We start from the raw sequence: 20,935 nt of genomic DNA, 5'->3' as shown, positions 1-20,935 counted from the left end.
GAACAAGGGCACGATTCGTGGGACGGGAAGCTAGGCCACCACGATGTCGCGCGTGGCGTGGTCGTACGTGAAGGTGACCGGACCGCCGTCGTGGTTCAACTCATGGTTGGCACCATCGCGTGTGCCGAACGCGCCATAGTTCTCATCCCAGGAACGGTTCAGCGCGATCTTGTAGGTGTAGAAGCCGGACGGTAGTTCCGCGGTCAGCGACCACAGCTGGACCAACGGGTTGAACTCCATCTGCGCCTCGTCATACTGCGGGGCCCAGTCCTCGGGGGCGCCGAGGATCTTGTTGAAGTCACCAGCGATGGCAACGGCCTCGGGCTGGGGAAGGGTCTCGACGGCGGTGGTCGCCGCTGCCTCGACCGGAGCCTTGCGGGTGGACTTCTTCGCGGCGGCGACCTTCGGAGCCGCAGCCTTCTTGGGAGCGGCAGCCTTTTTGGGTGCGGCGGCGCGCTTGGTCTTGGGCCTGGCCGGCGGCGCGGTCGGAACGGCGACATCGTCCGGAATGGGGGTCTCGGCGTCGAGCGCTTCCGCGAAGGCCGCAACGTCCGGGAAGGCGACCGTGGCACGCAGCCCATCCTCGGGAATGGTCCAGCCGGAACGGCCCTTGACCAGCCAACCGGCCTTGACCAGCTTGGCGGAGGCGGAGGTCAGGGTCTTGTGTCCCCGCGGGATGCCGCCACTGAGCAGTTCAGCCTCGTGGGCGTTGAACGGGACACGGGCAATCGCCTCGGCCAGTACCTCACCGGCGTTCAGCGTCGTTCCGGACCAGACACCTTCGGCGAGGATGTCCAATACGGCCTTCAAACGAAGGTTGGTGTTCTCGGCGGTGTTCGCGCCCATGCTTCTCCTTCAATGGGTGGATGCTCCCTAGAAGTTTGCCAATGATTTGTTAATTTGCGCGACTGTAATTGGTTAACAGCGTGTGTCGTGACCGAGTGTGACATCGGACGCGGCCGAAAGTGATGGGCGGGTCTCGCCTCCAGCGGCTCGACCCGCCCCAACGCTACTCAACCGGGACTGATGCCTTGACCCACTCCGTGACCTGGTCCAGCAGTTCAGCCTTCCGGGCATCGCTGGCGAACGATGACCGGATGGAGTTGGCGGCCAAAGTGGCCTGCTCCGGGACCGAGAACCCGTGCACCTTGACCAGTTGCTCAAAGTTGTCGTCAACATAACCGCCGAAGTACGCCGGATCGTCCGAGTTCACGCATACGTTGAGCCCAATTGCCAGCATGTCCGGCAAGGGGTGGTCGCTCAGCTTGTCCACGGCCCGCAGCCGGACATTGGAGAGCGGACACACGGTCAGGGGCACTTGTTCGGCTACCAGCCGCTGCACCACCTCGGTGTCTTCCATGCAGCGGATCCCGTGGTCGATCCGTTCCACATGCAGGACGTCCAGCGCCTCCGTGATGTACGTGGCAGGACCTTCCTCTCCGGCATGGGCAATTCTGTGGAGTCCGGCTTCGGTGGCGCGCTGGTACAGCCGCTCAAACTTCGACGGCGGGTTGCCCACCTCTGCGGAGTCCAGGCCGATACCCGCGATGGGGGCATGCATGGCAAGGAGTTGCTCCAGCACTTCCAGCGCCGACTCCTCGGATTCGTCCCGGAGGAACGCAGCGATCAGCAGCGTGGACACCCCGAAGTCCTCCTCGGAAGTAGCCAGGGCGTTGGCGATGCCGTTGACGCACGTCTCCAGCGGCACTCCCCGGTTCACGTGGGCCTGCGGGTCCATCATGATCTCCGCATGGCGCACTCCACCGGCCGCTGCGCGCTCCAGGTACGCCTTGGTCATGTCCGTGAAGTCCTGTTCCGTGCGCAGAACCGCCATGTTGGCGTAGTAGAGGTCCAGGAAGGACTGGAGGTCCGTGAATTCGTACTTTTCGCGCAGTTCGGGAAGATCTTCGTATGGCAGGTCGATGCCGTTGCGTTCAGCCAGGGAGAAGATCAGTTCCGGCTGAAGGGTCCCTTCAATGTGCAGGTGCAGTTCGGCAACCGGGGGCGCCGTCGTCGTCGTTTTCTCACCAATAGTTTCCACCCGACCACTGTAGGCCCGAACAACTGCATGTGTCCCGGGGCACCTAACTTGGTTATGCGCGGCCGCACCGCCAAACTGAAGGGATGCAGACTTTCCTCCCCTTCGCCGATTTCCGCGAGAGCGCCGCGGCGCTGGACACCGCGCGGCTCGGCAAACAGCGTGTTGAGGCCCTCCAGGTACTCCGCGCCCTGGTCATCCCCCACTACGGCTGGCAGCAACACCCCGCCGTCCGGATGTGGATGGGTCACGTCCCGGCACTGACCCTGTACGGCCTGGCGATGGCCGACGAGTGGATCCAGCGCGGACATCCGGACAACACCCGTTCAAATATCACCGAATTCGCTCCGCAGGCAGCCCACCCCGACTACGTTTCGCGGATCGCCATGCCGCCGTGGTTGGGCGACGAAGACCTGCACGCCAGCCACCGGTCCAAGCTGATCGGCAAGGATCCCCGGTTCTACGGCCCGCTGTTCCCCGGCACCGAAGAACGGCTGGACTACGTCTGGCCGGAACCGCGCCACACCTTCCACCCGGAGGATCCGGAAGACGAACGCCTCTGGATCCTGCGGGCTCCCGTCGAGGACCTCCGCCCGGAAGACCTGTCCACCGTCAGCCTGCCACCGCACGGCAAAGCCAAAGCCAAGGCAGATCCCGACGAGTATCAGTTCGTCTACGTGGAGGAAAAGTCACGCCGCAACCTCGGCGGACCGAAGAAGAGGGCCCCGCAGCCCCAGGCGAAGAAGCCAACCCGCAAGCGCCTCGCAGCAGAGGAAGCGTTCAGCACCCTGCCGGGCAAGACGGAGATCGCCGTTCCGTTCGAGGGCGGGAGAATCTTTGCACTGGGAAGGGTCGTGGGCCGTCCGATCACCGTTGACGGTCAGTTCGCGCGGAACTTCGAACTGACCGACGTAATTGACCGCGCAGCCTTCGACTACCCTGCCCTGCTGCAGGACCCCCGGGTCCTGTTCCCCGTCCCGGCACCATAACCCCGCCCGGCACCCGCCCGGCCTGCCCGGCACCCGCCCGGCCCGCCCGGCACCCGCCCTGCCCAGCCTCTGCCCGCCCTGCCCAACTAGGTCGCAGTTGTGCGCGTTTTGAGCACTCAAAACGCGCACAACTGCGACCTACTTGGGTGAGGGGTGGGAATCTGTGGGCCGGGGGCGGCGCTATTTGCCGAGGCCGGCGCGTCGGAGGGCTTCGGCCATGGCCGTGTCCGCCGGCGCGGGACTGCCTTGGCGGGGGCTACCGGTGCGCGGGTTGCCCTGGCCCTGCCGACGGTCGCCCTGCCTGTTATCACCCTGCTTGCGCTGGCCCTGCCCACGCTGGCCATTCCCGCGCTGGCCGCTGTCACGTTCGCCTGCGCTCCGTCCACCCGCACCACGCCCGGCGGTACCGGGTTCGTCGTCGAGCCTCAACGTCAACGAGATGCGCTTGCGCTCCGGATCGGCTTCGAGCACCTTGACCCTTACCACCTGGCCGGACTTCACGATCTCGCGTGGATCGGAGACGAACTTGTTGGACAGGGCAGAAACGTGGACGAGTCCGTCCTGGTGTACGCCGACATCCACAAAGGCACCGAACGCGGCAACGTTGGTCACCGTACCTTCCAGGATCATGCCGGGCACCAGGTCCGAGATCTTCTCGATCCCCTCGGAGAACGAGGCTGCCTTGAAAGCAGGACGGGGGTCACGGCCGGGCTTTTCGAGCTCGGACATGATGTCCTTGACCGTCGGCAAACCGAATGTTCCATCAACAAAAGCCTGCGGATCCAGGGACGTGGCTGGACCACCGCCGGCAGCAACCAGGATTTTCCGAGCGACCGAGTAGGCTTCCGGGTGAACGCTGGAGGCATCGAGCGGCTCTGCCCCGCCGGTGATCCGGAGGAATCCCGCGCACTGTTCAAACGCCTTGGCCCCCAGCCGGGGTACCTTCTTCAGGTCGCTGCGCTTGCCGAAGGGACCGTTCTCATTCCGGTAGGCCACGATGTTCTCGCTGAGCAGCGGACCAACACCTGCCACGCGGCTCAGGAGCGCCGGGGAGGCGGTGTTGACGTCCACGCCCACGGCATTCACGCAGTCTTCCACCACGGCATCCAGCGAACGGTCGAGCTTTGCCGCCGTGACATCGTGCTGGTACTGCCCCACGCCGATCGACTTGGGTTCGATCTTGACCAGTTCCGCCAAGGGATCCTGCAGGCGGCGCGCAATGGAAACCGCGCCGCGGAGCGAAACGTCCATGCCGGGAAGCTCGGAGGCAGCCAGTGCCGACGCGGAATACACGGATGCACCGGCCTCCGAGACCACCAGCTTCTGCACCCCTGGCATGCCTGCGGCATCGAGGGACTTGATGAGCTCCGTTGCCAGCTTGTCCGTTTCCCGCGAAGCTGTGCCGTTGCCGATAGCCACCAGTTCCACGCTGTGCTGCCTGGCCAAGCGTGCCAACGTGCCCAAAGCCTCGTCCCACTTCTTCGCGGGCGCGTGCGGATAGATGGTGTCCGTGGCAACCACCTTGCCCGTGCCGTCCACCACAGCCACCTTGACGCCGGTCCGGAGCCCGGGGTCGAGCCCCAGCGTGGCCCGGTTGCCGGCGGGCGCGGCCAACAGGACGTCCCGGAGGTTGGCAGCGAAGACGCGGACGGCCTCGTCCTCGGCGTCGGCGAAGAGACGACCGCGAAGGTCGGTGGTGAGCCGGTCCAGAATGCGTCCGCGCCACGCGAGCTGTGCCGTCTGTGTCAGCCACAGGTCAGCGGGGCGGCCCTGGTTGGCGACTCCAAGGCACCTGGCCACAGCGTTCTCGTACCTGGTGCGGGCGGCGGCCAGGGCGTCGTCGTCCGCGGGATCTGCCTCGGCGAGGTCCAACTCCAGGACACCGTCCTTTTCGCCGCGCAAGAGGGCAAGCACGCGGTGCGACGGCATTCCGGACGGGACCTGGGTGAAGTCGAAGTAGTCCTTGAACTTCTGGCCTTCGCTTTCCATCCCCTTCTTGACGCGGGACACCATGCGTCCCTGCTTCCACAGGCGTTCACGCAGGTCCTCAGCGAGGTCGGGATCCTGGGCCACGCGCTCCACCAGGATTGCCCGGGCGCCGGCGAGCGCTGCCGCAGAGTCCTCCACCGCGTGCTCTGCGTTGAGGTACTTGGCGGCTTCCGTCACGGGGTCCAACCGGGGGTTTGCCAGCAGCGCGTCGGCCAGCGGCTCCAGCCCGGCTTCGCGGGCTATCTGCGCTTTGGTGCGTCGCTTGGACTTGAAGGGCAGGTAAATGTCTTCCAGCCGCGCCTTGGTGTCTGCGCCCACGACGGCGGCACGCAGTTCCGGGGTCAGCTTGCCTTGGGCTTCGATCGCTTCGAGGACGCTCTTGCGGCGTTCTTCAAGCTCCCGCAGGTAGCGGAGCCGTTCTTCCAGGTCCCGCAGTTGGGTGTCATCCAGCGTCCCGGTGGCTTCCTTACGGTAGCGGGCGATGAACGGAACGGTGGATCCGGCGTCGAGCAGTTCCACGGCGGCCTTGACCTGCCAGGCTTTGACGCCAAGTTCCTTGGCGATCAGTTCGTAGATGGCAGCGTCTGTGTGGAGTAGTTCAGTCACCATGACAGTTTGCCTTACCCGGCTGACAGTTTTCAGGTCGGGGCAGCACAGGGCCTATCCGGAACGGGGTCTTGGTGCTGTAGTTGGAGCATGCAGGAACTGCTGATCATCCTCCAGGACGGGTTCGAGTCCGATGACGTGTCGGTGACCGTCAACGGCAAGGAAGCCGTGTCCCAGCGGAACGTTTCCACCAAGATGCTGCTGGGCATGGCCGATGAATTGACAGTGGAGCTGCCGGCCAAGGGCGCCACCGTGGGCGTGGAGGTCAGCAGCAGGAATCTCAGCGCCACCAGGAAGCTGGCGGGAAAACCCAAGAGCCTGATCGTCTCCATCGAGGAAGGCGGGCTGGTGTTGCGTGAAGGAACGGGCCGCGAGGCGTTCCTCTGACGGGGAGCGCTTCGCGGCGGCTGGATTCATGGGTTTGGGCCGGATGGTTGACTGCCCCAGGGCCTCAACGACGGCGGACGCCTCAGTGGTGCATGTGCTCCTTGGCGGAGATGTGCTCCACCATTTCGCCCACGCGCTGTTCCGAGTAGTTCCTGGCGATGTCGCCCTGGCTGATGATGCCTACCAGCTTGTGGTCGCTGATGACAGGAAGCCGGCGCACCTGGTGCTCCTCCATCATGGAGATGGCTTCGTCAACGTTGGCGTCCGCGTCGATCCAGTAGGGCTTGCCGGTAGCGAGTTCGCTGGCACGGACTTCGCGTGCATCCTTGCCCTCGGCCAGGCACTTGACCACGATGTCGCGGTCGGTGATGAAGCCGGTGAGCTTGCCGTCCATGCCGCAGATCGGGAGTGAACCGCAGTCCAGATCCCTCATCATGCGGGCGGCTTCCTGGAGAGTCCTGTCTTCCGGGATACATTGGGCATCCGTTGTCATGAATTCGCGTACGACACTCATGGGTCCTCCTTCATCGATTGGGATTCATCGACGCGGGGTCCTTCGGCTCCTGCGCCGATACATGCCAGCCTACGCTTGGCTGCTACCGCTGACCAGCGGCCGGAACATCCCGGAGGGGAGAAAATTCCGCAACCCCTCTGGATATATTCCATTCGCTGGAGTATCCTCATTTTCGGGTTACGCACGGCTTCTGGGCACTGGCCATCCTTGACTCGTAAGGGCTTCCACATTCGCACCCCCTGCCCGGAACCGGCATGCCGCCTGAGCGAACTCCCAGGCGAACGCACATGTGATTCCAGCGCGAGAAAGAACCCCCATGGACTCCCCCAACGTCCCCGGATCCCAATTCACACCTGTCCCCGACGGCCCCCTTCCCGTACCGCCGCTCCCGCCGGTCCCACCGGGCCCTGGCCCCTTTCCCCTTCCTGATCCTTCGCCCCTGCCGCCCGGTCCTGTTCCGTGGCCACCGGAAGACTGGTGGCGGTGCTGGCGGTCCACAGCAATCAGCGGCAGGTACGAAGGCCGCCAGGGAGGTGCTGCCCTGATCGGCAGTTCCCTGGATTTGCGCCTGGATATCGATCCACGAAGGAACCTGGAGGGCCCTGTCCTGAACAAAGTCAGCGGCGACTTCTACAGCACCCGGTTCGTCCGTGTGGGTGGACGGTTCCAGCTGGTGAAGACGTATGTGGAATCGTGGATCGTGGACAGGCCGACGGTCAGCATCACCAGGTGCAACGCCCACATCACCGGAACTGTCCGCTACTGGAAAGGAACCCATCCGGCCACCACTGTGAAGATCGTGGTGTCCTGGTCGCAAGGCGCGATCACCGGGGCTGTGGCAACCTTCACCAGCGGGGGCACAGCGGGCCAGCCATACGCCTGCGAATACCGCTCGGACTGCTTCCGCGATATCAATCTTGAGTTGGATTACTGCGCCTCGGTGGATTCCGAGCCCAAGGTCCCCGTGTACAACACGCACCTCCACAACAACAGGCCGGCCGACCTTTCCAACCGCACCATCACGATCGAGTCCGCCTACCGCGACGCCGGAGTGGCGGTCACGGTGGATCCCGTCCACACGGTGATTGATGACAGTGCTGCCGGCTTCTCGTCCTGGAGCGTCGGTGAACTGCACGACGCCATGGAAACCTCGTTCGGCAAGTTCACCTCCGGCTGGCCGGCGTGGAACATGTGGGGCATCCAGGCCGGCATCTTTGACAATGCCGGGGTGGGTGGCATCATGTTCGACGCCGCCGCCGGTTTCGGCGGTGCCGGCCGCGGACCGGACAGGCAGGGCTTCGCAGTGTTCCGCAACCATTCGTGGTTTACCAACCTGGTGACCACCCCCACCACCCAGGACCAGGCATGGGCAATGCGCCACTTCCTGTACACCTGGGTCCACGAGGCCGGCCACGCCTTCAACTACCTGCACGCCTGGGACAAGGCGCGGCCCGATTCCCTCTCCTGGATGAACTACGACTGGAAGTACGACCAGCGCAACGGCGCAGATACCTTCTGGGGCAACTTCAGGTTCCGCTTCGACGACGACGAGTTGCTCCACCTGCGCCACGGGGATCGGGCCGCCGTGATCATGGGCGGCGATCCCTGGGCGTCCGGCGGGCACCTGGAATCTCCGGCCGGGTCCATGACGGTCTCCGGTCCCGGCAGCGATGTGGAATTGATGCTGTCCTCCAAGCCCCATTTCGACTACATGGAGCCGGTGGCGATCGAATTCCGACTGAGGAACACCAGCGACGCTCCACTGCTGGTGGACGGGCGGCTTGATCCGCGTTTTGGAAATACCACCGTGTACGTGCAGAAGCCCAATGGCACCGTGGTGCTCCACGAATCCGTGGTGTGCTTCTACGGCCTTCCGGAACCGGTGACCCTGGCGCCGGCGGGTGGGGACAGCGACGGCAGCGACCGGTACAGCGAATTGGTCCAGCTGGCTTTTGGCGTTGAAGGATTCGCCTTCGACGAGCCGGGCCAGTACCTGGTCCGGGCCGTGTACTCCACTGACGGCATCGTCCAGGCGTCGAACACCTTGCCGCTGCGCGTTGGTTTCCCTGTCACCCGGGAAGAGGACCGCTTCGCTCCTGAGTTCTTCACCCGCGAGGTCGGTCTCACCCTCGCTTTCGAAGGGTCCATGTCCCCGTACCTCAGCAAGGGGCTGGACACCCTGACCGAGGCAGCCGAGCGTTTCGGCGGCGAGCCTTTGGGCGTCAAGGCCGCGACCGCCGTCGCGCAGTCCGTGGGAGACGACTTCTACCGCCGGAAGGAAGCAAAGCTGGTCAAGCACCACAGCGCCGACCCGGAACGGGCACTTGCCCTGACCGACCCGGGGCTTGCCAGCTACCGGGAAGGCGGAGGCGCGGCGAACAACCTCGCCTACCGGAACCTGGTGGAGCTGCGGACCGGATTGCATGTCATGGCGGACGATGCTGCTGCAGCGAAGTCCGAGGTGGAGAAACTGGCCAAGGACCTGGGCAGCCGGGGTGCCAACCCCGCCGTGGTGGCCCAGGTCAAAGAACTGATCCCTTCCACTCCGGCGGCCCGTTCCCGCCGGTCGGCTCCAGGGAAGCCTGCCAAATAGTCGTCGGATGACTCTTTGACATGTGGCTCCCAGCAGCCGGCGACGGCGGCACCCCGCCCTTGGTGCCGCCGTCGCACCCTTACTGCTGGTCTCCACGCGATGGCCGCTACTCGGCGATGTCCTCCGCCCACAGTTCGGGGCGTTCGCGCTGGAAGGTCCGCATCATGTCCACGCACCGGGGGTCGTTGAGGACCAGCACCTCAACGCCTCTGGAGCGCAGGAGGTCGAATTCGCCGGGGAAGGTCTCAGCCTCCCCCACCACGACGCGCGGGATCTTGAACTGGATAATGGTCCCGGTACACATGGCACAGGGAGCCAGCGTGGTGTAAAGGGTGGTGTCCCTGTAGCTCTTTTGACGCCCTGCTGCCCGCAGGGCTGACATCTCGCCGTGGGCGATCGGGTCGCCGTTCTGTACCCGCTCGTTGTGGCCGCTGGCGATAATTTCACCGCCGCGCGCCAAAGCGGCTCCGATCGGGATGCCGCCCTCCCTGAGGCTCTTCTGTGCTGCCTCAAAAGCTGCCTCGAAAGCTGCTTCGAAGGCGGGGTCCGTAGTGTGGGTTCCTTGCGTCATGGGGGCAGTCTAGAGGCACCGCACGCTAAAAACGTCGGTGGCCGCTGATAGCTTGGCTGCAAGGGTTTCAGCTTTGCTTGGATAAGGAGTAGGTCACCGTGTTCTTCCTCGATCCGGAAGCGGCGGACGCACCGCAGGACCTGGTCTATTCGGCCAGCGACCTCGTCATAGCTGCCACCTGCGAGTACCAGCTGCTGCGCACACTGGACGTGAAACTGGGACGCTCGCCAGCCCCGGATTTCGCCAAGGACGCCATGCTGGAACGCACCGCCAAGCTGGGCGATCTTCACGAACACCGTGTTTTGGACGACTTCATCGCCGAGTTCGGGCCTTGGGATGCGGCTACTGGAAAAGGCGTGTACGACGTCGAACCCGCCACCGCGATGGACCGCGCCAGCCTTTCGGCCAAGCACGCGGAATCCATCGACGCCCTGCGGTCCGGGGCGGACATCGTATTCCAGGCTGCGTTCTTCGACGGACAATTCCACGGACGCTCCGACTTCCTGGTCAGGAAACCGGGCGGCACATACGCTGTGTTCGACACCAAACTGGCCCGGCACGCCAAGGTCACTGCGTTGCTGCAGTTGGCAGCTTATGGCGATCAGCTCCTCAAGGCCAGGATCATGCCTGACCCGACCGTGACGTTGGTCCTGGGCAACCGGGTCCACTCGGACCACCCTTTGTTGGAGATCCTGCCTGTTTTCCGGGAACGCCGGGACCGGTTCCTCAGAATGACGGTAGAGCATGTTGCCGCATCCGGCCCGGTCCAGTGGGGAGATCCCCGCTATACCGCGTGCGGCCGCTGCGATTTCTGTGCCGAGCAGGTCCTGCTGCATCGAGACCTTCTGATGGTGGCGGGCATGCGCCTGAGCCGGAGGAAGAAGCTGATCGAGTCCGGCGTCACCACCATCGACCAACTGGCGGCCCTTCCCCAGGAGGGTGACCACACCCTCCTGCGGCTCCGCGAACAGGCCCAGCTCCAGACCGGCGCCGGGAACCCGGACGGAACGGTCAACTACACGGACAAAGCGGGTACGGCCAAGACCGTGAGCTACAAGATCCTGCCGGACAACACCCTGGGCAGGCTGCCCGATCCTGATCCGGGAGATATCTTCTTCGATTTTGAAGGCGACCCCCTCTGGCAGGACCCGGTGACCGGCAAATGGGGACTGGAGTACTTGTTCGGGGTCATCGAAAACCCCACCGAACCCGGGGCAATACCAGTGTTCCGGCCGTTCTGGGCGCACTCCCGGCCTGAAGAAGGGCAAGCCTTCGTCGACTTCCTGGACTACGTTGCCAAGCGCCGGGCGCAGTACCCTGGCATGCACATCTACCACTACGCCGCCTACGAGAAAACCGCCCTTCGGAACCTGTCACTGGCACATGTGGTGGGCGAGGCCGCCGTCGACGACCTCCTGCGCCAGGGCGTCCTGGTGGACCTGTATGACACCGTCCGGCACAGCCTCCGGGTGTCGGAGAACTCCTACAGCATCAAGAAACTCGAGCCCCTGTATATGGGCCGGCACTTGCGGTCCGGTGACGTGACCGACGCCGGCGCCTCCGTGGTTGCCTACGCCGACTACTGCACGGCACGGGACACCGGACAAGCGGAGCAGGCAGCAGCCATCCTGGAAAGCATCCGCGACTACAACGAGTACGACTGCCTGTCCACCCTGGAGCTAAGGAACTGGTTGCTGGCACGGGCTGCGGAGCGGGGCATTGTTCCCGGTGGGGCTGATGCCGCGTCGGAGGATTCCGGGCCCCCACCGGAGGAGGACAAGTACCAAGCCGCACCGGAGGAACAGGCGCTGTTCCACTACCTTGACGGGTTGCCGGAGGACCAGCGTGCTTCAACGGATGCGCGGGCCATTGCCATCGTGGCAGCAGGGGTTGGGTATCACCGCCGGGAGGACAAACAGTACTGGTGGGGCCATTTTGATCGCCTTGAGAAACCCACCTCGCAGTGGGAGGACGGGCGGGATTTGTTCATTGTGGACCACGCTGAGGTAGTGAAGGACTGGGCCAAGCCAAGCCCCCGCAAACAGCCGGCAAGGATCGTCAAGCTCGTTGGCCGTTCCGGGGACGGTGCCGGGCTGGAGCCGGGCAAGACCTACTTCCGCATGTACGGCCCTCCCCTGCCCGACTCCTTGGTAGCCAAGGAATCCGCAGCGCTCGGCAGGGCGGGGTGGAACAACACAGAGGTCCTCGACGTAGGCGACGCAGGGGACCTGGAGTCGGTCACCATCTGCGAGCCCCTCCGCAAAGACTCAGCAGAATTCAACCAGCTTCCCATGGCACTGACGCCGGACAGTCCCATACCCACCACCGGCCAAAAGGCCGCGTTGGCCGCTCTGGCCACCCGCCTGCGTAGCACCCTGCCGGAGTGGCCGGACCACCCTGCGCTGGATCTGGTCCGTAGGAAGCCACCCAGGCTGCGCACGCTAAGCGAGTTGCCGCCGGTACCATCCGGACCGGACGGCTACATCGAAGCGATCACGGCAGCCGTCAAGGATTTGGACAACTCCTACCTTGCCGTGCAGGGACCTCCGGGCAGCGGGAAGACCTACGTGGGGGCCCACGTTTTGGCCCGGCTGGTGGCTGACGGTTGGAAAGTGGGCGTCGTGGCGCAATCACACGCCGTGGTGGAACATATGCTCTGCGCTGCCGTGGAGAAAGCCGGCGTCGATCCGCAGAGGGTGGCCAAGGAAGTCAAACACCACGACCCCCTGCCGTGGACGCAATGCGCCAAGGCCGACGTTCAGGAAGCCCTCTCCAGGCCGGGCGGCGCACTGATCGGGGGAACTGCCTGGACCATGGTGGGAAATTCCGTTCCCGCAGGTTCGTTGGATCTGCTGGTCATCGACGAGGCTGGGCAATTCTCGCTCGCCAATACCATGGCCGTGAGCCGCGCCGCCAAGCGCCTCCTGCTGTTGGGCGATCCCCAGCAACTGCCTCAGGTTACCCAGGGAACACATCCCGAGCCGGTTGATGAATCCGCTTTGGGCTGGCTCTCGAACGGCTACAACACCCTGCCACCGGAGCTCGGCTACTTCCTGGCACTCTCGTGGCGGATGCATCCTGCGCTGTGCGATGCCGTGTCCGCCCTGTCCTACGATGGCCGGCTCGAGGCGGCACCGGCTGCGTCAAAGCGACACCTCGACGCTGCACAGCCCGGGGTTTCGTGCGTCTATGTACACCACACCGGCAACTCCACGTCATCCCCGGAAGAGGCCGCAGAGGTGGTGCGCCAGGTGCAAGCCCATGTGGGCCTCACGTGGCTGGATCCCTCCGAAGAGGAAGCCGCCCCACGCCCCCTCTCCGAGACTGACATTCTGGTGGTCGCGGCCTACAACGCCCAGGTACAACTCATCAAGCACCAGCTCCGTGCCGCCGGGCTCGGCGCAGTCCGGGTGGGAACGGTGGACAAATTCCAGGGCCAGGAGGCTCCGGTGGTCATCGCGTCCATGGCCGCTTCGGCGGCCGACGAAGTTCCGCGGGGCATGGAATTTCTTCTCTCCCGCAACCGGATCAACGTGGCGGTGTCGCGCGGGAAGTGGCGTGCCGTCGTCGTGCGTTCACCCGAACTGACCAACTACCTGCCCACACATCCCGAAGGCCTGGAGAACCTGGGCGGCTTCATCGCCCTCTGCCGGCGCGCCTAAGTACCCAAGTAGGTCGCACTTGTGCGCGTTATGAGCGCTGAAAACGCGCACAAGTGCGACCCAGTTGGGAGAACGGGGGGCTAGCTTGGGGAAACGCGAGGCCTAGCTGGGGAGGGCCAGGGCCTCGTCCAGCACGCGGCCGAAGTTCACGGGATCGTGCGCGAAGCGGCCCAGGAACAGCCCCGAAACCCCGTCCAGCTGAGGAAGGAGCCCAGGCTTGGCAGAGCCCCCATAGATGATGGGCAGCCCGGCCAGGTCCTGCGGGGCCAGCAGGCCACGCAGCCGCGACACCACGTCAGAGACGAACTGCGCCGAGGCAGGTTCCGCAGCACCGATGGCCCATACAGGTTCATAGGCAACAGCCAGTTTCCCGGCGAGGGACCAGTCGCCGGACACTGCCGATTCAATCTGCCCGAACACAAAGGCCGCGGCTTCAGCCGGAGGCACCCGTTCGGTCTCCCCGACGCACAGCAAGGGAGTGAGACCATGCTCGAGGGCGGCACGCACCTTGAGTGCGATCATCGCCTCGGACTCGCCGAACCAGCGCCGCCGCTCGGCATGCCCGATTTCAACAAGGCCCACCCCCAGCTCGGCCAGCATCGACGGGGAGACCTCGCCTGTCCAGGGCCCGTCCTCCCACCCGCAATTCTGCGCACCGAGCACCAGGGGCGTACCGGCCACCACGTCGGACGCGTCCGGCAGCACGGGGAAGGACGGGATGACAAACGGGACTACCCGTCCGGCCGCGAGGGCCGGACGGGCGTCCACTTCTTTCACCAGGTGTCGCAACCACGCCAGGGATTGCGCGTAGCCGAGGTACATCTTGGTGCTGACCCCTATGTACTGGGGCCCGCTTTTGAGGAATGTCACTTGCCCAGCAGCTCGTCGGCCTTGTTGCTGAACGCGCGCGTTCCAAACATCATCACTGCGGCGACGAACGGCAGGATACCCAGCGCGTAGACGCCCATGGTTCCTGTGTCTGAGGCCGTGACCTGGTTGACCGTGGTCCGGAGGATCGGAGCCACGAAACCGCCCAGGTTGCCCAGGGAGTTGATCAGGCCGATGCCCGCAGCGGCGGCAGTACCGGTGAGGAACGCCGTCGGGTAGGACCAGCAGATGGGGCCGGTGGACAGGAAGCTGCAGACGGCGAGGGTGATGAAGATGATGCCCACCGCCGGGAGGTGGTTGGCGCCGGCCCACGCGGAACCGAAGATGCAGATTCCGGTGGAGACGAAGAGTGCCGTGCCCCAGCGGCGGCGCCGCGCCACAGTGTTGGCGGCCTTGCCGATGAAGTAGCAGGCAAAGATCCCAAAGAACCACGGGATGGCGGCCAGGAGCCCGACGGCGAGCCCCACCTTTTGTCCCGTCAGCTGGGCGACCTGCTGCGGAAGGTAGAACGTGACACCGTACACCGCGACCTGCAGGCAGAAGTAGATCACGGTGAAGTACCAGACGCGGCCGTTCCGCATGGACGCCAAGACACCGCGCGGGCCTGATTCTTCCTTGACGGTGTCTTCCAGCGCCATGACGTCGGTCAGGGCTTTCTTCTCTTCCTTGCTGAGGAACTTGGCGTCCTGCGGGCTGTTGATGAGGAAGAAGTAGGCGGCGATACCGGCAACGACAGCCAGCATGCCTTCAACGAAGAACATGACCTGCCATCCGGCGACGCCGGGCACCTGGTCGCCGATGTTGATCAGCCATCCGGACAGCGGTGCCCCCATCATCTGGGAGAAAGGCTGTGCCAGGTAGAAGATGGCGAACATCTTGACGCGGACCTTGTTGGGGAACCAGGCAGCAAGGAACATGATGACGCCGGGGAACAGTCCGGCCTCGGTGACACCGAGCAGGAAACGCAGGATCACGAAGGACGTCTCACCCTGGACGAACGCGAAGCAGGCAGAAACAATGCCCCAGGTCACGGCGATGCGGGCAAGCCACACCTTGGCGCCGAACCTGGTGAGCAGCAGGTTGCTGGGAATCTCGAACAGGGCATACCCGATGAAGAAGATCCCGGCACCCAGGGCGTAGGCGCCCGCTGTGATGCCCCGGTCTACTTCCAGCGCGGCCTCCGCGAAGCCAACGTTGGTGCGGTCAAGGAAGGCCACGATGTACAGGATGACAAGCATGGGCATCAGCCGCAGCGATGCCTTGGAAATGGCCGATTTCAGGACCGGCGTTTCCAGCAACTCCTTGGTGGAATTGGTGGCAACAGACATTGAAACTCCTCTTTGAGTAACCACAGGGGTAGTCAGTTTGTGGTGAAGCTGCCGCGCCAGGGCAGCACAAAGCCAGGCAGGGCCTTTGGCAGGGGTGAATCAGCGCGGGAAGAAAATGAGCACGAGGCCCACGGCGCAGGCAAGGACGCCCACGGCAAGGTAGATCTTGCGTTCTCTTGTCCAGGTCCGCATGGTCTGCGCCTAGTGCATGTACAGGCCGCCATCCACATTCAGCGTCTGGCCGGAGATGTATCCGGCGTCCTCGCTGATGAGGAAGGCGATGGCTGCGGCGATGTCACGGGTGGAACCGACCCGGTTCACCACGAGGTCCTTGACGAGTTCGTCCTTGCGTTCCTCGCTCAAGGTTCCGCCCATGATGTCGGTATCGATCGGGCCGGGTGAGATCGCGTTGACGGTGATGTCGTACTCTCCCAGTTCCCGTGCCGTTGCGCGGGTCAGGCCGATGACGCCTGCCTTCGCCACTGAGTACGGGGTCTTGGAGAACGTGCCACCGCCGCGCTGCGCGGAGACGGAGGAGATGTTGACGATGCGGCCGATGCCGTTCTTGACCATGGATTCGGCTGCGCGCCGGGTAGCGAAGTGCACGCCGTTGAGGTTGATGCTGAGCACGCGGTCCCATTCGGCGGGTTCGAGTTCCAGGTAGCCGATGGGCGAGCTGACGCCGGCAACGTTGGCCAACGCCACGATCTGCGGCAGTTCGGCTTCCAGTTCGTCGATGGCGGCGCGGACCTCGGCTTCACTGGCCACGTTGGCCCCCACGCCGTGCGCCTGGACACCGTACTCGGCGGCGATTTCCTTGGCTGCAGCCTTGCACGTGGCGTCGTCAAGGTCGATGATGCCGATGTTCCAGCCCTGCGCGGCAAGGTAGTTGACGGTTGCGCGGCCGATGCCACGCTCCGAGACAGCTCCCGTAACGACAGCTGTCCGTGATGCGGGGAAAGTCATGCGTTTTCTCCTGTAAGTGTTAGTTGATCGGTGCCGGGCCAAGCTCTTCAATGAGCTTCTGCATGGCCACATACGCCTTGTTGCGGTAAGCGATAAGTTCCGGCGTGCGCTCGGCCGGAACGTTGAGGAATCCAGCGCCGGTCTTGGTGCCGAGCTTGCCGGCTTCCACCAGGTCGGACAGGATCTTCGGCGTCGCAAAGCGTTCCGGGAACCCGGTCTGCAGCGACTTGTAGCAGAAGTTGTAGACATCCAGGCCGGCCATGTCCGCGATGGCGAACGGACCAAAGAACGGCAGGCGGAAGCCGAACGTCGTACGGACCAGGGTGTCGACGTCGTCCGCTGTTGCGATCCCCTGCTCCACCAGCTGTGCCGCTTCGTGGAACAGCGCATACTGCAGGCGGTTGAGCACGAAACCGGTGACGTCCTTCACGACGGCGGTCTGCTTGCCGGCCGCGTGCACCAGGTCCCGCGATGCGGACACTGTTTCCACGGAGGTTCCGGCGTGCGGAATGATTTCGACGCCCGGGATGAACGGCGACGGATTGGAGAAGTGAACGCCCAGGAACCGTTCCGGACCCGTGACTGCCTCAGCCAGGGCGGCAATGGAGATCGTGGACGTATTGGAACCGATCAGCGCGTCCGGCTTGGCCGCAGCGCTGATCCTGGACAGGGTGGCGTGCTTGATCTCAAGCACCTCTGGAACGGCTTCCTCGATGAAGTCGGCGTCGGCAACGGCTTCTTCGATATCTTTGGCGGCCCACAGGTTCTGCTTCAGGATCTCGGTGGAGCCCGCCGGGAACAAACCGTCGGCAATGAACTGGTCGGACTCTTCCAACAAGCGGTCGTAGTTCTTCTGCGCTACTTCGGCGGACACGTCTGCCAGCGCCACGCGCGCGCCACCGAGCGCCAGCACCTGGGCGATGCCGCCGCCCATGTAGCCGGATCCTACGACGGCGATCTTCCGGGCTTGGTTTTCTGTTGACGTCATGGTCAGACTGCCTTCGTGTAGTCGGGTTCGTAGGAGCAGATCGCGTCTACCTTCGCGGCGGACGCAGAGTTCTGGTCGAAGCGGTGATCGAGCCATTCACCCACGAGCTTCTTGGCCAGTTCAAGGCCAATCACCCGCTGGCCGAGGGTAAGGACTTGGGCGTTGTTGCTCAGTACGGAGCGTTCCACAGAGTAGCTGTCGTGGGCTGTCACCGCACGGATGCCAGGGACCTTGTTGGCCGCGATGGCCACACCCAGGCCGGTACCGCAAATCAACAAGGCACGGTCGGCTTCTCCTTCGGCCACCTTGCGTGCGGCATCGACGGCGACGTGCGGGTAGGCGGTGGAGTCATTGGCGCCAACTCCCACGTCCGTCACGGAAGCTACGCGGGGATCGGCTTCAAGCAACGCTTTCAAGGCGTTCTTGTACTCGACGCCTGCCTCGTCATTGCCGACGACGATCCGCCAGCCTTCGGTTGTACTCATGCTTCTGCTCCGTTTCCGGCCGGTGCCGTGAAGGCGGCAGGGGCCAGTTGTGAATCGATGAATTGCGAGATACGTGCCGCGATCAGTCCAAAGGAAACCGCTCCGGGATCCGGGTGTCCGAGGCTCTTCTCCGCCAGTGGACGGGCGCGGCCCTTGAGGGGGCGCAGGTCCGCGGTTGCCGCGGCAGCGGACTCCGCCGCAGCGGCGGCCACTGCCAGGGCCCGGTCAACCGGGGCACCGCCGTCGAGCTCTGCCAGGAAGGTGTCGCGGAACGGCAGCAGGGCGTCCACCATGGTCTTGTCCCCGGTGTCAGCCTTGCCCAGTTCGGTGATGGCGTTGGCGAATGCGGATACGGCTGCCCGGGCGTCGGCTGCTGCGTAGGACTCCCGGTTGCCGAGCGCCTGCCCCGCAGCGATGACGGCCGAACCCCACAGCGCACCGGACGTTCCGCCGGCCCTTTCGCTCCAGGCTTCACCGGCTTCCAGAAGCACCCGCGCGACCGACGCACCGGATGCTGCCTGAGCGGCAGCGGCCGCAGCGTCCACGCCCCGGCGCATGCCGATGCCGTGGTCACCGTCGCCGGCGATCGCGTCCAGCTTGCCGAGTTCGTCCTCATGTTCGACGACGACGTCCCTCACCTGCGCGAGCACGGCCACCGCCTGCCGCCCGAGGTCAGCCGCGGCTTCGGTGGGCTGTTCGCTCTCGGAGGTTTCGGCGTCGTCCGCCACAGCAGCGGTGCGGGGCGCGCGAGGTGCCATGCTTCCCTTGCGGAAGGCGGGCGTGTCGGCGGGCGCGGACCAGTACTGCTCCAGTTCGTCATCCAGCCACAGCAGCGTCAGCGACAAACCGGACATGTCCAGGCTGGTGACCAGCTCGCCGCATTCAGGCTCAACCACCGTGAGGCCTGCTGCGGTGAGGAGCTTCTCGATTTTGCCGAACAGGAGGAAGAGTTCGTCGTACTTGACCGTACCCAGCCCGTTGACGATCGCAACCACACGGTCACCTGCGTCGTCCGGCTTGTCCGCGAGGAGCCTGGAGACCAGGAGATCAGCAAGCTCGGAAGCTGTGGGCATGGGGTGCTCTGAGATGCCGGGTTCGCCGTGGATCCCCAGGCCGAGCGACATCTGGCCCGTGGGAACGTGGAACAGCGGGTCCTTGGCGCCCGGCAACGTGCAGCCGTCAAAGGCCACACCGAGCGAGCGCGTGCGGTAGTTGGTCTTGATGGCCAAACGCTCGACGTCGTCGAGGTTCAGTCCCGCTTCTGCTGCGGCTCCGGCAATCTTGAACACGGTGAGGTCACCGGCGATCCCGCGGCGCTTCTCGATCTGGTCGAGGGGTGCGCTGGCGATGTCATCAGTAACAAGGACGGTACGGGTTTCGATTCCCTCGGCATTCAGCCGCAACTGCGCCTGGCCAAAGTGGAGGACGTCGCCGGCGTAGTTGCCGTAGCTCAGCAGCACTCCCCCGCCTGCATTGGAAGCCTTGGCCACGCGGTACACCTGGCCGGCTGCGGGAGAGGCGAACATGTTGCCACACGCCGAGCCTGCCGCGATACCAGGGCCCACCAAGCCGGCGAAGGCCGGATAGTGTCCCGAACCGCCGCCGATCACCAACGCGACCTGGCCTGCGGGGATTTCCGTCGAGCGGACCACGCCGCCGTCAACACGGGCAACGTAGCTGCGGTTGGCGGCCACGAAGCCGTCCAGTGCCTCATCGGCGAAGTCCGCCGGGTTGTCGAAGATCTGTGTCATGGCGGTCAGACTCCGGCGAACTCGGAGGTGGCGGGCTGCTGGCGTCCTTGGGCCACCTTGCTCTGGCCCAGCGCGTACCCGTCCTTCTTGGGGAGGATGTGGCGGCGCAGGTAGTCCTGGTTGCTGGCCGTGACGCTGAGACCGTCGCCGCCGTAGTGCTCTACGCAGAGGATGCCTTGGAAGCCCACGGAGAGAGCGAACTTGAACGCCTCGCGGTAGTTGATCAGGCCGCTCTCCATGGGGGACGGCATGGCGATGTAGCTGTCGCGGGCCACGTCTTCGTCGCGGATGTAGTTCTTCATGTGCCAGTAGTTGGAGTACGGCAGGGTCTTGTGGACCAGTTCACGCCAGTCCTCGATGGGCCGGTGCAAACGGATCAGGTTGCCGAGGTCCGGGTTGAGGCCCACATTGTCCAGGCCAATGTCCTGAACGAGCTGCACGGACGAGTCGCCGGTGCCCAGGAAGGTGTCCTCGTACATCTCCAGCGAAATCAGGATGCCGGCCTCGGCTGCGTGGCGGCCAAGTTCGCGGATGCGGGTGACGGCGTTGTTCCAGGCTTCCTTGTCTCCGACCGGATCCTTGTAGCCCTCAACGGTCCAGAACCACAGCTGCTTCTGCTGTTCCGGCGTGATGGCCTGGTGCAGGCCGAAAGAGACGACTTCGCAGCCAAGTTCCGCAGCGGCATCGATGGTGCGGTGGCTATAGGCAAGGTTGTCAGCCCAGTCCTGCTGGTGGATGACGCTGCGGCGGATCGCCGAGATGACGGGAACGCCGATGCCCACCTCTTTTGCCGTGTCCTTGAACTCTGCGAGGCGCTCCCTGCTGAGGTCGCCTGGGCGGACCCAGCTGTCGGTGAGGTCCGCGTTTGCGAAACCTGCGTCCTTGACTTCCTGGAGGACTGCGGCCCAAACGGAAGCATCGGCGTCGTTGACCTGCTGGCCCGAGGCATCCGTGCCCGGGAACTGCAGGAGGGCCGCGGTGATGGGCCAGTTTTCGGCGGTGTACGTCATGAGTAATCACTCCTTCGTGCAATCCTGTTTCCTATAGGATTTACGAATCAAGGCAAGCTGTCAACCCTTTGCTGGAAACTTCCTAGATCCTATATGTCTTACATATGCTTGTGAAGAGGGTCACGGCGTGGGGTCCTTTGCGGCGCATCTCCTACCGCCGATCGCACCTG

The 20,935-nt window shown here is 64.5% G+C and carries 16 protein-coding genes; 4 read left to right on the top strand and 12 right to left on the bottom strand.

What is annotated here, in order from left to right; genetic code table 11:
• Positions 1–30 precede the first annotated feature (30 nt).
• Positions 31–846 (bottom strand): glycosidase, encoded by an 816-nt coding sequence (locus tag ACPFL9_RS05615; protein WP_426006302.1) that lies wholly within the window; start codon positions 844–846, stop codon positions 31–33.
• 163 nt (positions 847–1,009) lie between these two features.
• Positions 1,010–2,041 (bottom strand): adenosine deaminase, encoded by a 1,032-nt coding sequence (locus tag ACPFL9_RS05610; protein ID WP_426006301.1) that lies wholly within the window; start codon positions 2,039–2,041, stop codon positions 1,010–1,012.
• Positions 2,042–2,124: 83 nt separating this feature from the next.
• On the opposite strand from ACPFL9_RS05610, the gene ACPFL9_RS05605 reads away from it, so the two are divergent.
• Positions 2,125–3,027, top strand: coding sequence for an MSMEG_6728 family protein (locus ACPFL9_RS05605; protein ID WP_426006300.1), 903 nt, complete (start codon positions 2,125–2,127; stop codon positions 3,025–3,027).
• 180 nt (positions 3,028–3,207) lie between these two features.
• Here ACPFL9_RS05605 and ACPFL9_RS05600 read toward each other — a convergent pair whose 3' ends face one another.
• On the bottom strand, positions 3,208–5,625 hold the full coding sequence (locus tag ACPFL9_RS05600; RefSeq protein WP_426006299.1) for a Tex family protein: 2,418 nt from the start codon (positions 5,623–5,625) through the stop codon (positions 3,208–3,210).
• An 87-nt stretch (positions 5,626–5,712) separates the two neighbouring features.
• Here ACPFL9_RS05600 and ACPFL9_RS05595 point away from each other — a divergent pair, with 87 nt between their 5' ends.
• Positions 5,713–6,009, top strand: coding sequence for a hypothetical protein (locus tag ACPFL9_RS05595; RefSeq protein ID WP_426006298.1), 297 nt, complete (start codon positions 5,713–5,715; stop codon positions 6,007–6,009).
• An 82-nt stretch (positions 6,010–6,091) separates the two neighbouring features.
• Here ACPFL9_RS05595 and ACPFL9_RS05590 read toward each other — a convergent pair whose 3' ends face one another.
• On the bottom strand, positions 6,092–6,523 hold the full coding sequence (locus ACPFL9_RS05590) for a CBS domain-containing protein (RefSeq protein ID WP_426006297.1): 432 nt from the start codon (positions 6,521–6,523) through the stop codon (positions 6,092–6,094).
• Positions 6,524–6,839: 316 nt separating this feature from the next.
• On the opposite strand from ACPFL9_RS05590, the gene ACPFL9_RS05585 reads away from it, so the two are divergent.
• The gene (locus ACPFL9_RS05585; protein WP_426006296.1) at positions 6,840–9,116 is read left to right on the top strand and encodes a hypothetical protein; all 2,277 of its coding nucleotides are present in this window, start codon (positions 6,840–6,842) and stop codon (positions 9,114–9,116) included.
• Positions 9,117–9,222: 106 nt separating this feature from the next.
• On the opposite strand, the gene ACPFL9_RS05580 is transcribed toward ACPFL9_RS05585, so the two are convergent.
• Complete coding sequence (locus ACPFL9_RS05580) at positions 9,223–9,687, bottom strand: nucleoside deaminase (RefSeq protein ID WP_426006295.1); 465 nt, start codon at positions 9,685–9,687, stop codon at positions 9,223–9,225.
• Between the two features lie 98 nt (positions 9,688–9,785).
• Between ACPFL9_RS05580 and ACPFL9_RS05575 the strand changes: the two genes are divergently transcribed.
• Entirely contained in the window at positions 9,786–13,349 is a 3,564-nt protein-coding gene (locus ACPFL9_RS05575; RefSeq protein ID WP_426006294.1) for a TM0106 family RecB-like putative nuclease, read from the top strand.
• 102 nt (positions 13,350–13,451) lie between these two features.
• On the opposite strand, the gene ACPFL9_RS05570 is transcribed toward ACPFL9_RS05575, so the two are convergent.
• The 7 genes from ACPFL9_RS05570 to ACPFL9_RS05540 form a co-directional block, all read right to left on the bottom strand.
• Positions 13,452–14,171 (bottom strand): triose-phosphate isomerase family protein, encoded by a 720-nt coding sequence (locus ACPFL9_RS05570; protein ID WP_426007494.1) that lies wholly within the window; start codon positions 14,169–14,171, stop codon positions 13,452–13,454.
• Positions 14,172–14,215: 44 nt separating this feature from the next.
• Positions 14,216–15,565 (bottom strand): MFS transporter, encoded by a 1,350-nt coding sequence (locus ACPFL9_RS05565; RefSeq protein ID WP_426006293.1) that lies wholly within the window; start codon positions 15,563–15,565, stop codon positions 14,216–14,218.
• A 201-nt stretch (positions 15,566–15,766) separates the two neighbouring features.
• Positions 15,767–16,531, bottom strand: a complete 765-nt coding sequence (locus ACPFL9_RS05560) for an SDR family NAD(P)-dependent oxidoreductase (protein ID WP_426006291.1) — start codon at positions 16,529–16,531, stop codon at positions 15,767–15,769.
• 19 nt (positions 16,532–16,550) lie between these two features.
• Entirely contained in the window at positions 16,551–17,519 is a 969-nt protein-coding gene (locus ACPFL9_RS05555) for a 3-hydroxyacyl-CoA dehydrogenase family protein (protein WP_426006290.1), read from the bottom strand.
• Positions 17,520–17,521: 2 nt separating this feature from the next.
• On the bottom strand, positions 17,522–18,004 hold the full coding sequence (locus tag ACPFL9_RS05550; protein WP_426006288.1) for a ribose-5-phosphate isomerase: 483 nt from the start codon (positions 18,002–18,004) through the stop codon (positions 17,522–17,524).
• Positions 18,001–19,755: a dihydroxyacetone kinase subunit DhaL gene (dhaL, locus tag ACPFL9_RS05545; protein WP_426006287.1), complete on the bottom strand. Its 1,755-nt coding sequence runs from the start codon at positions 19,753–19,755 to the stop codon at positions 18,001–18,003. Before dhaL ends, ACPFL9_RS05550 begins: the two co-directional genes overlap by 4 nt.
• 5 nt (positions 19,756–19,760) lie before the next feature.
• Positions 19,761–20,765: a sugar phosphate isomerase/epimerase family protein gene (locus ACPFL9_RS05540; protein ID WP_426006285.1), complete on the bottom strand. Its 1,005-nt coding sequence runs from the start codon at positions 20,763–20,765 to the stop codon at positions 19,761–19,763.
• Positions 20,766–20,935: the final 170 nt, after the last annotated feature.

This window comes from Paenarthrobacter sp. NyZ202 (assembly GCF_049860755.1).
Lineage (GTDB): Bacteria > Actinomycetota > Actinomycetes > Actinomycetales > Micrococcaceae > Arthrobacter.
This window is presented reverse-complemented; position numbering and strand designations above follow the sequence as displayed.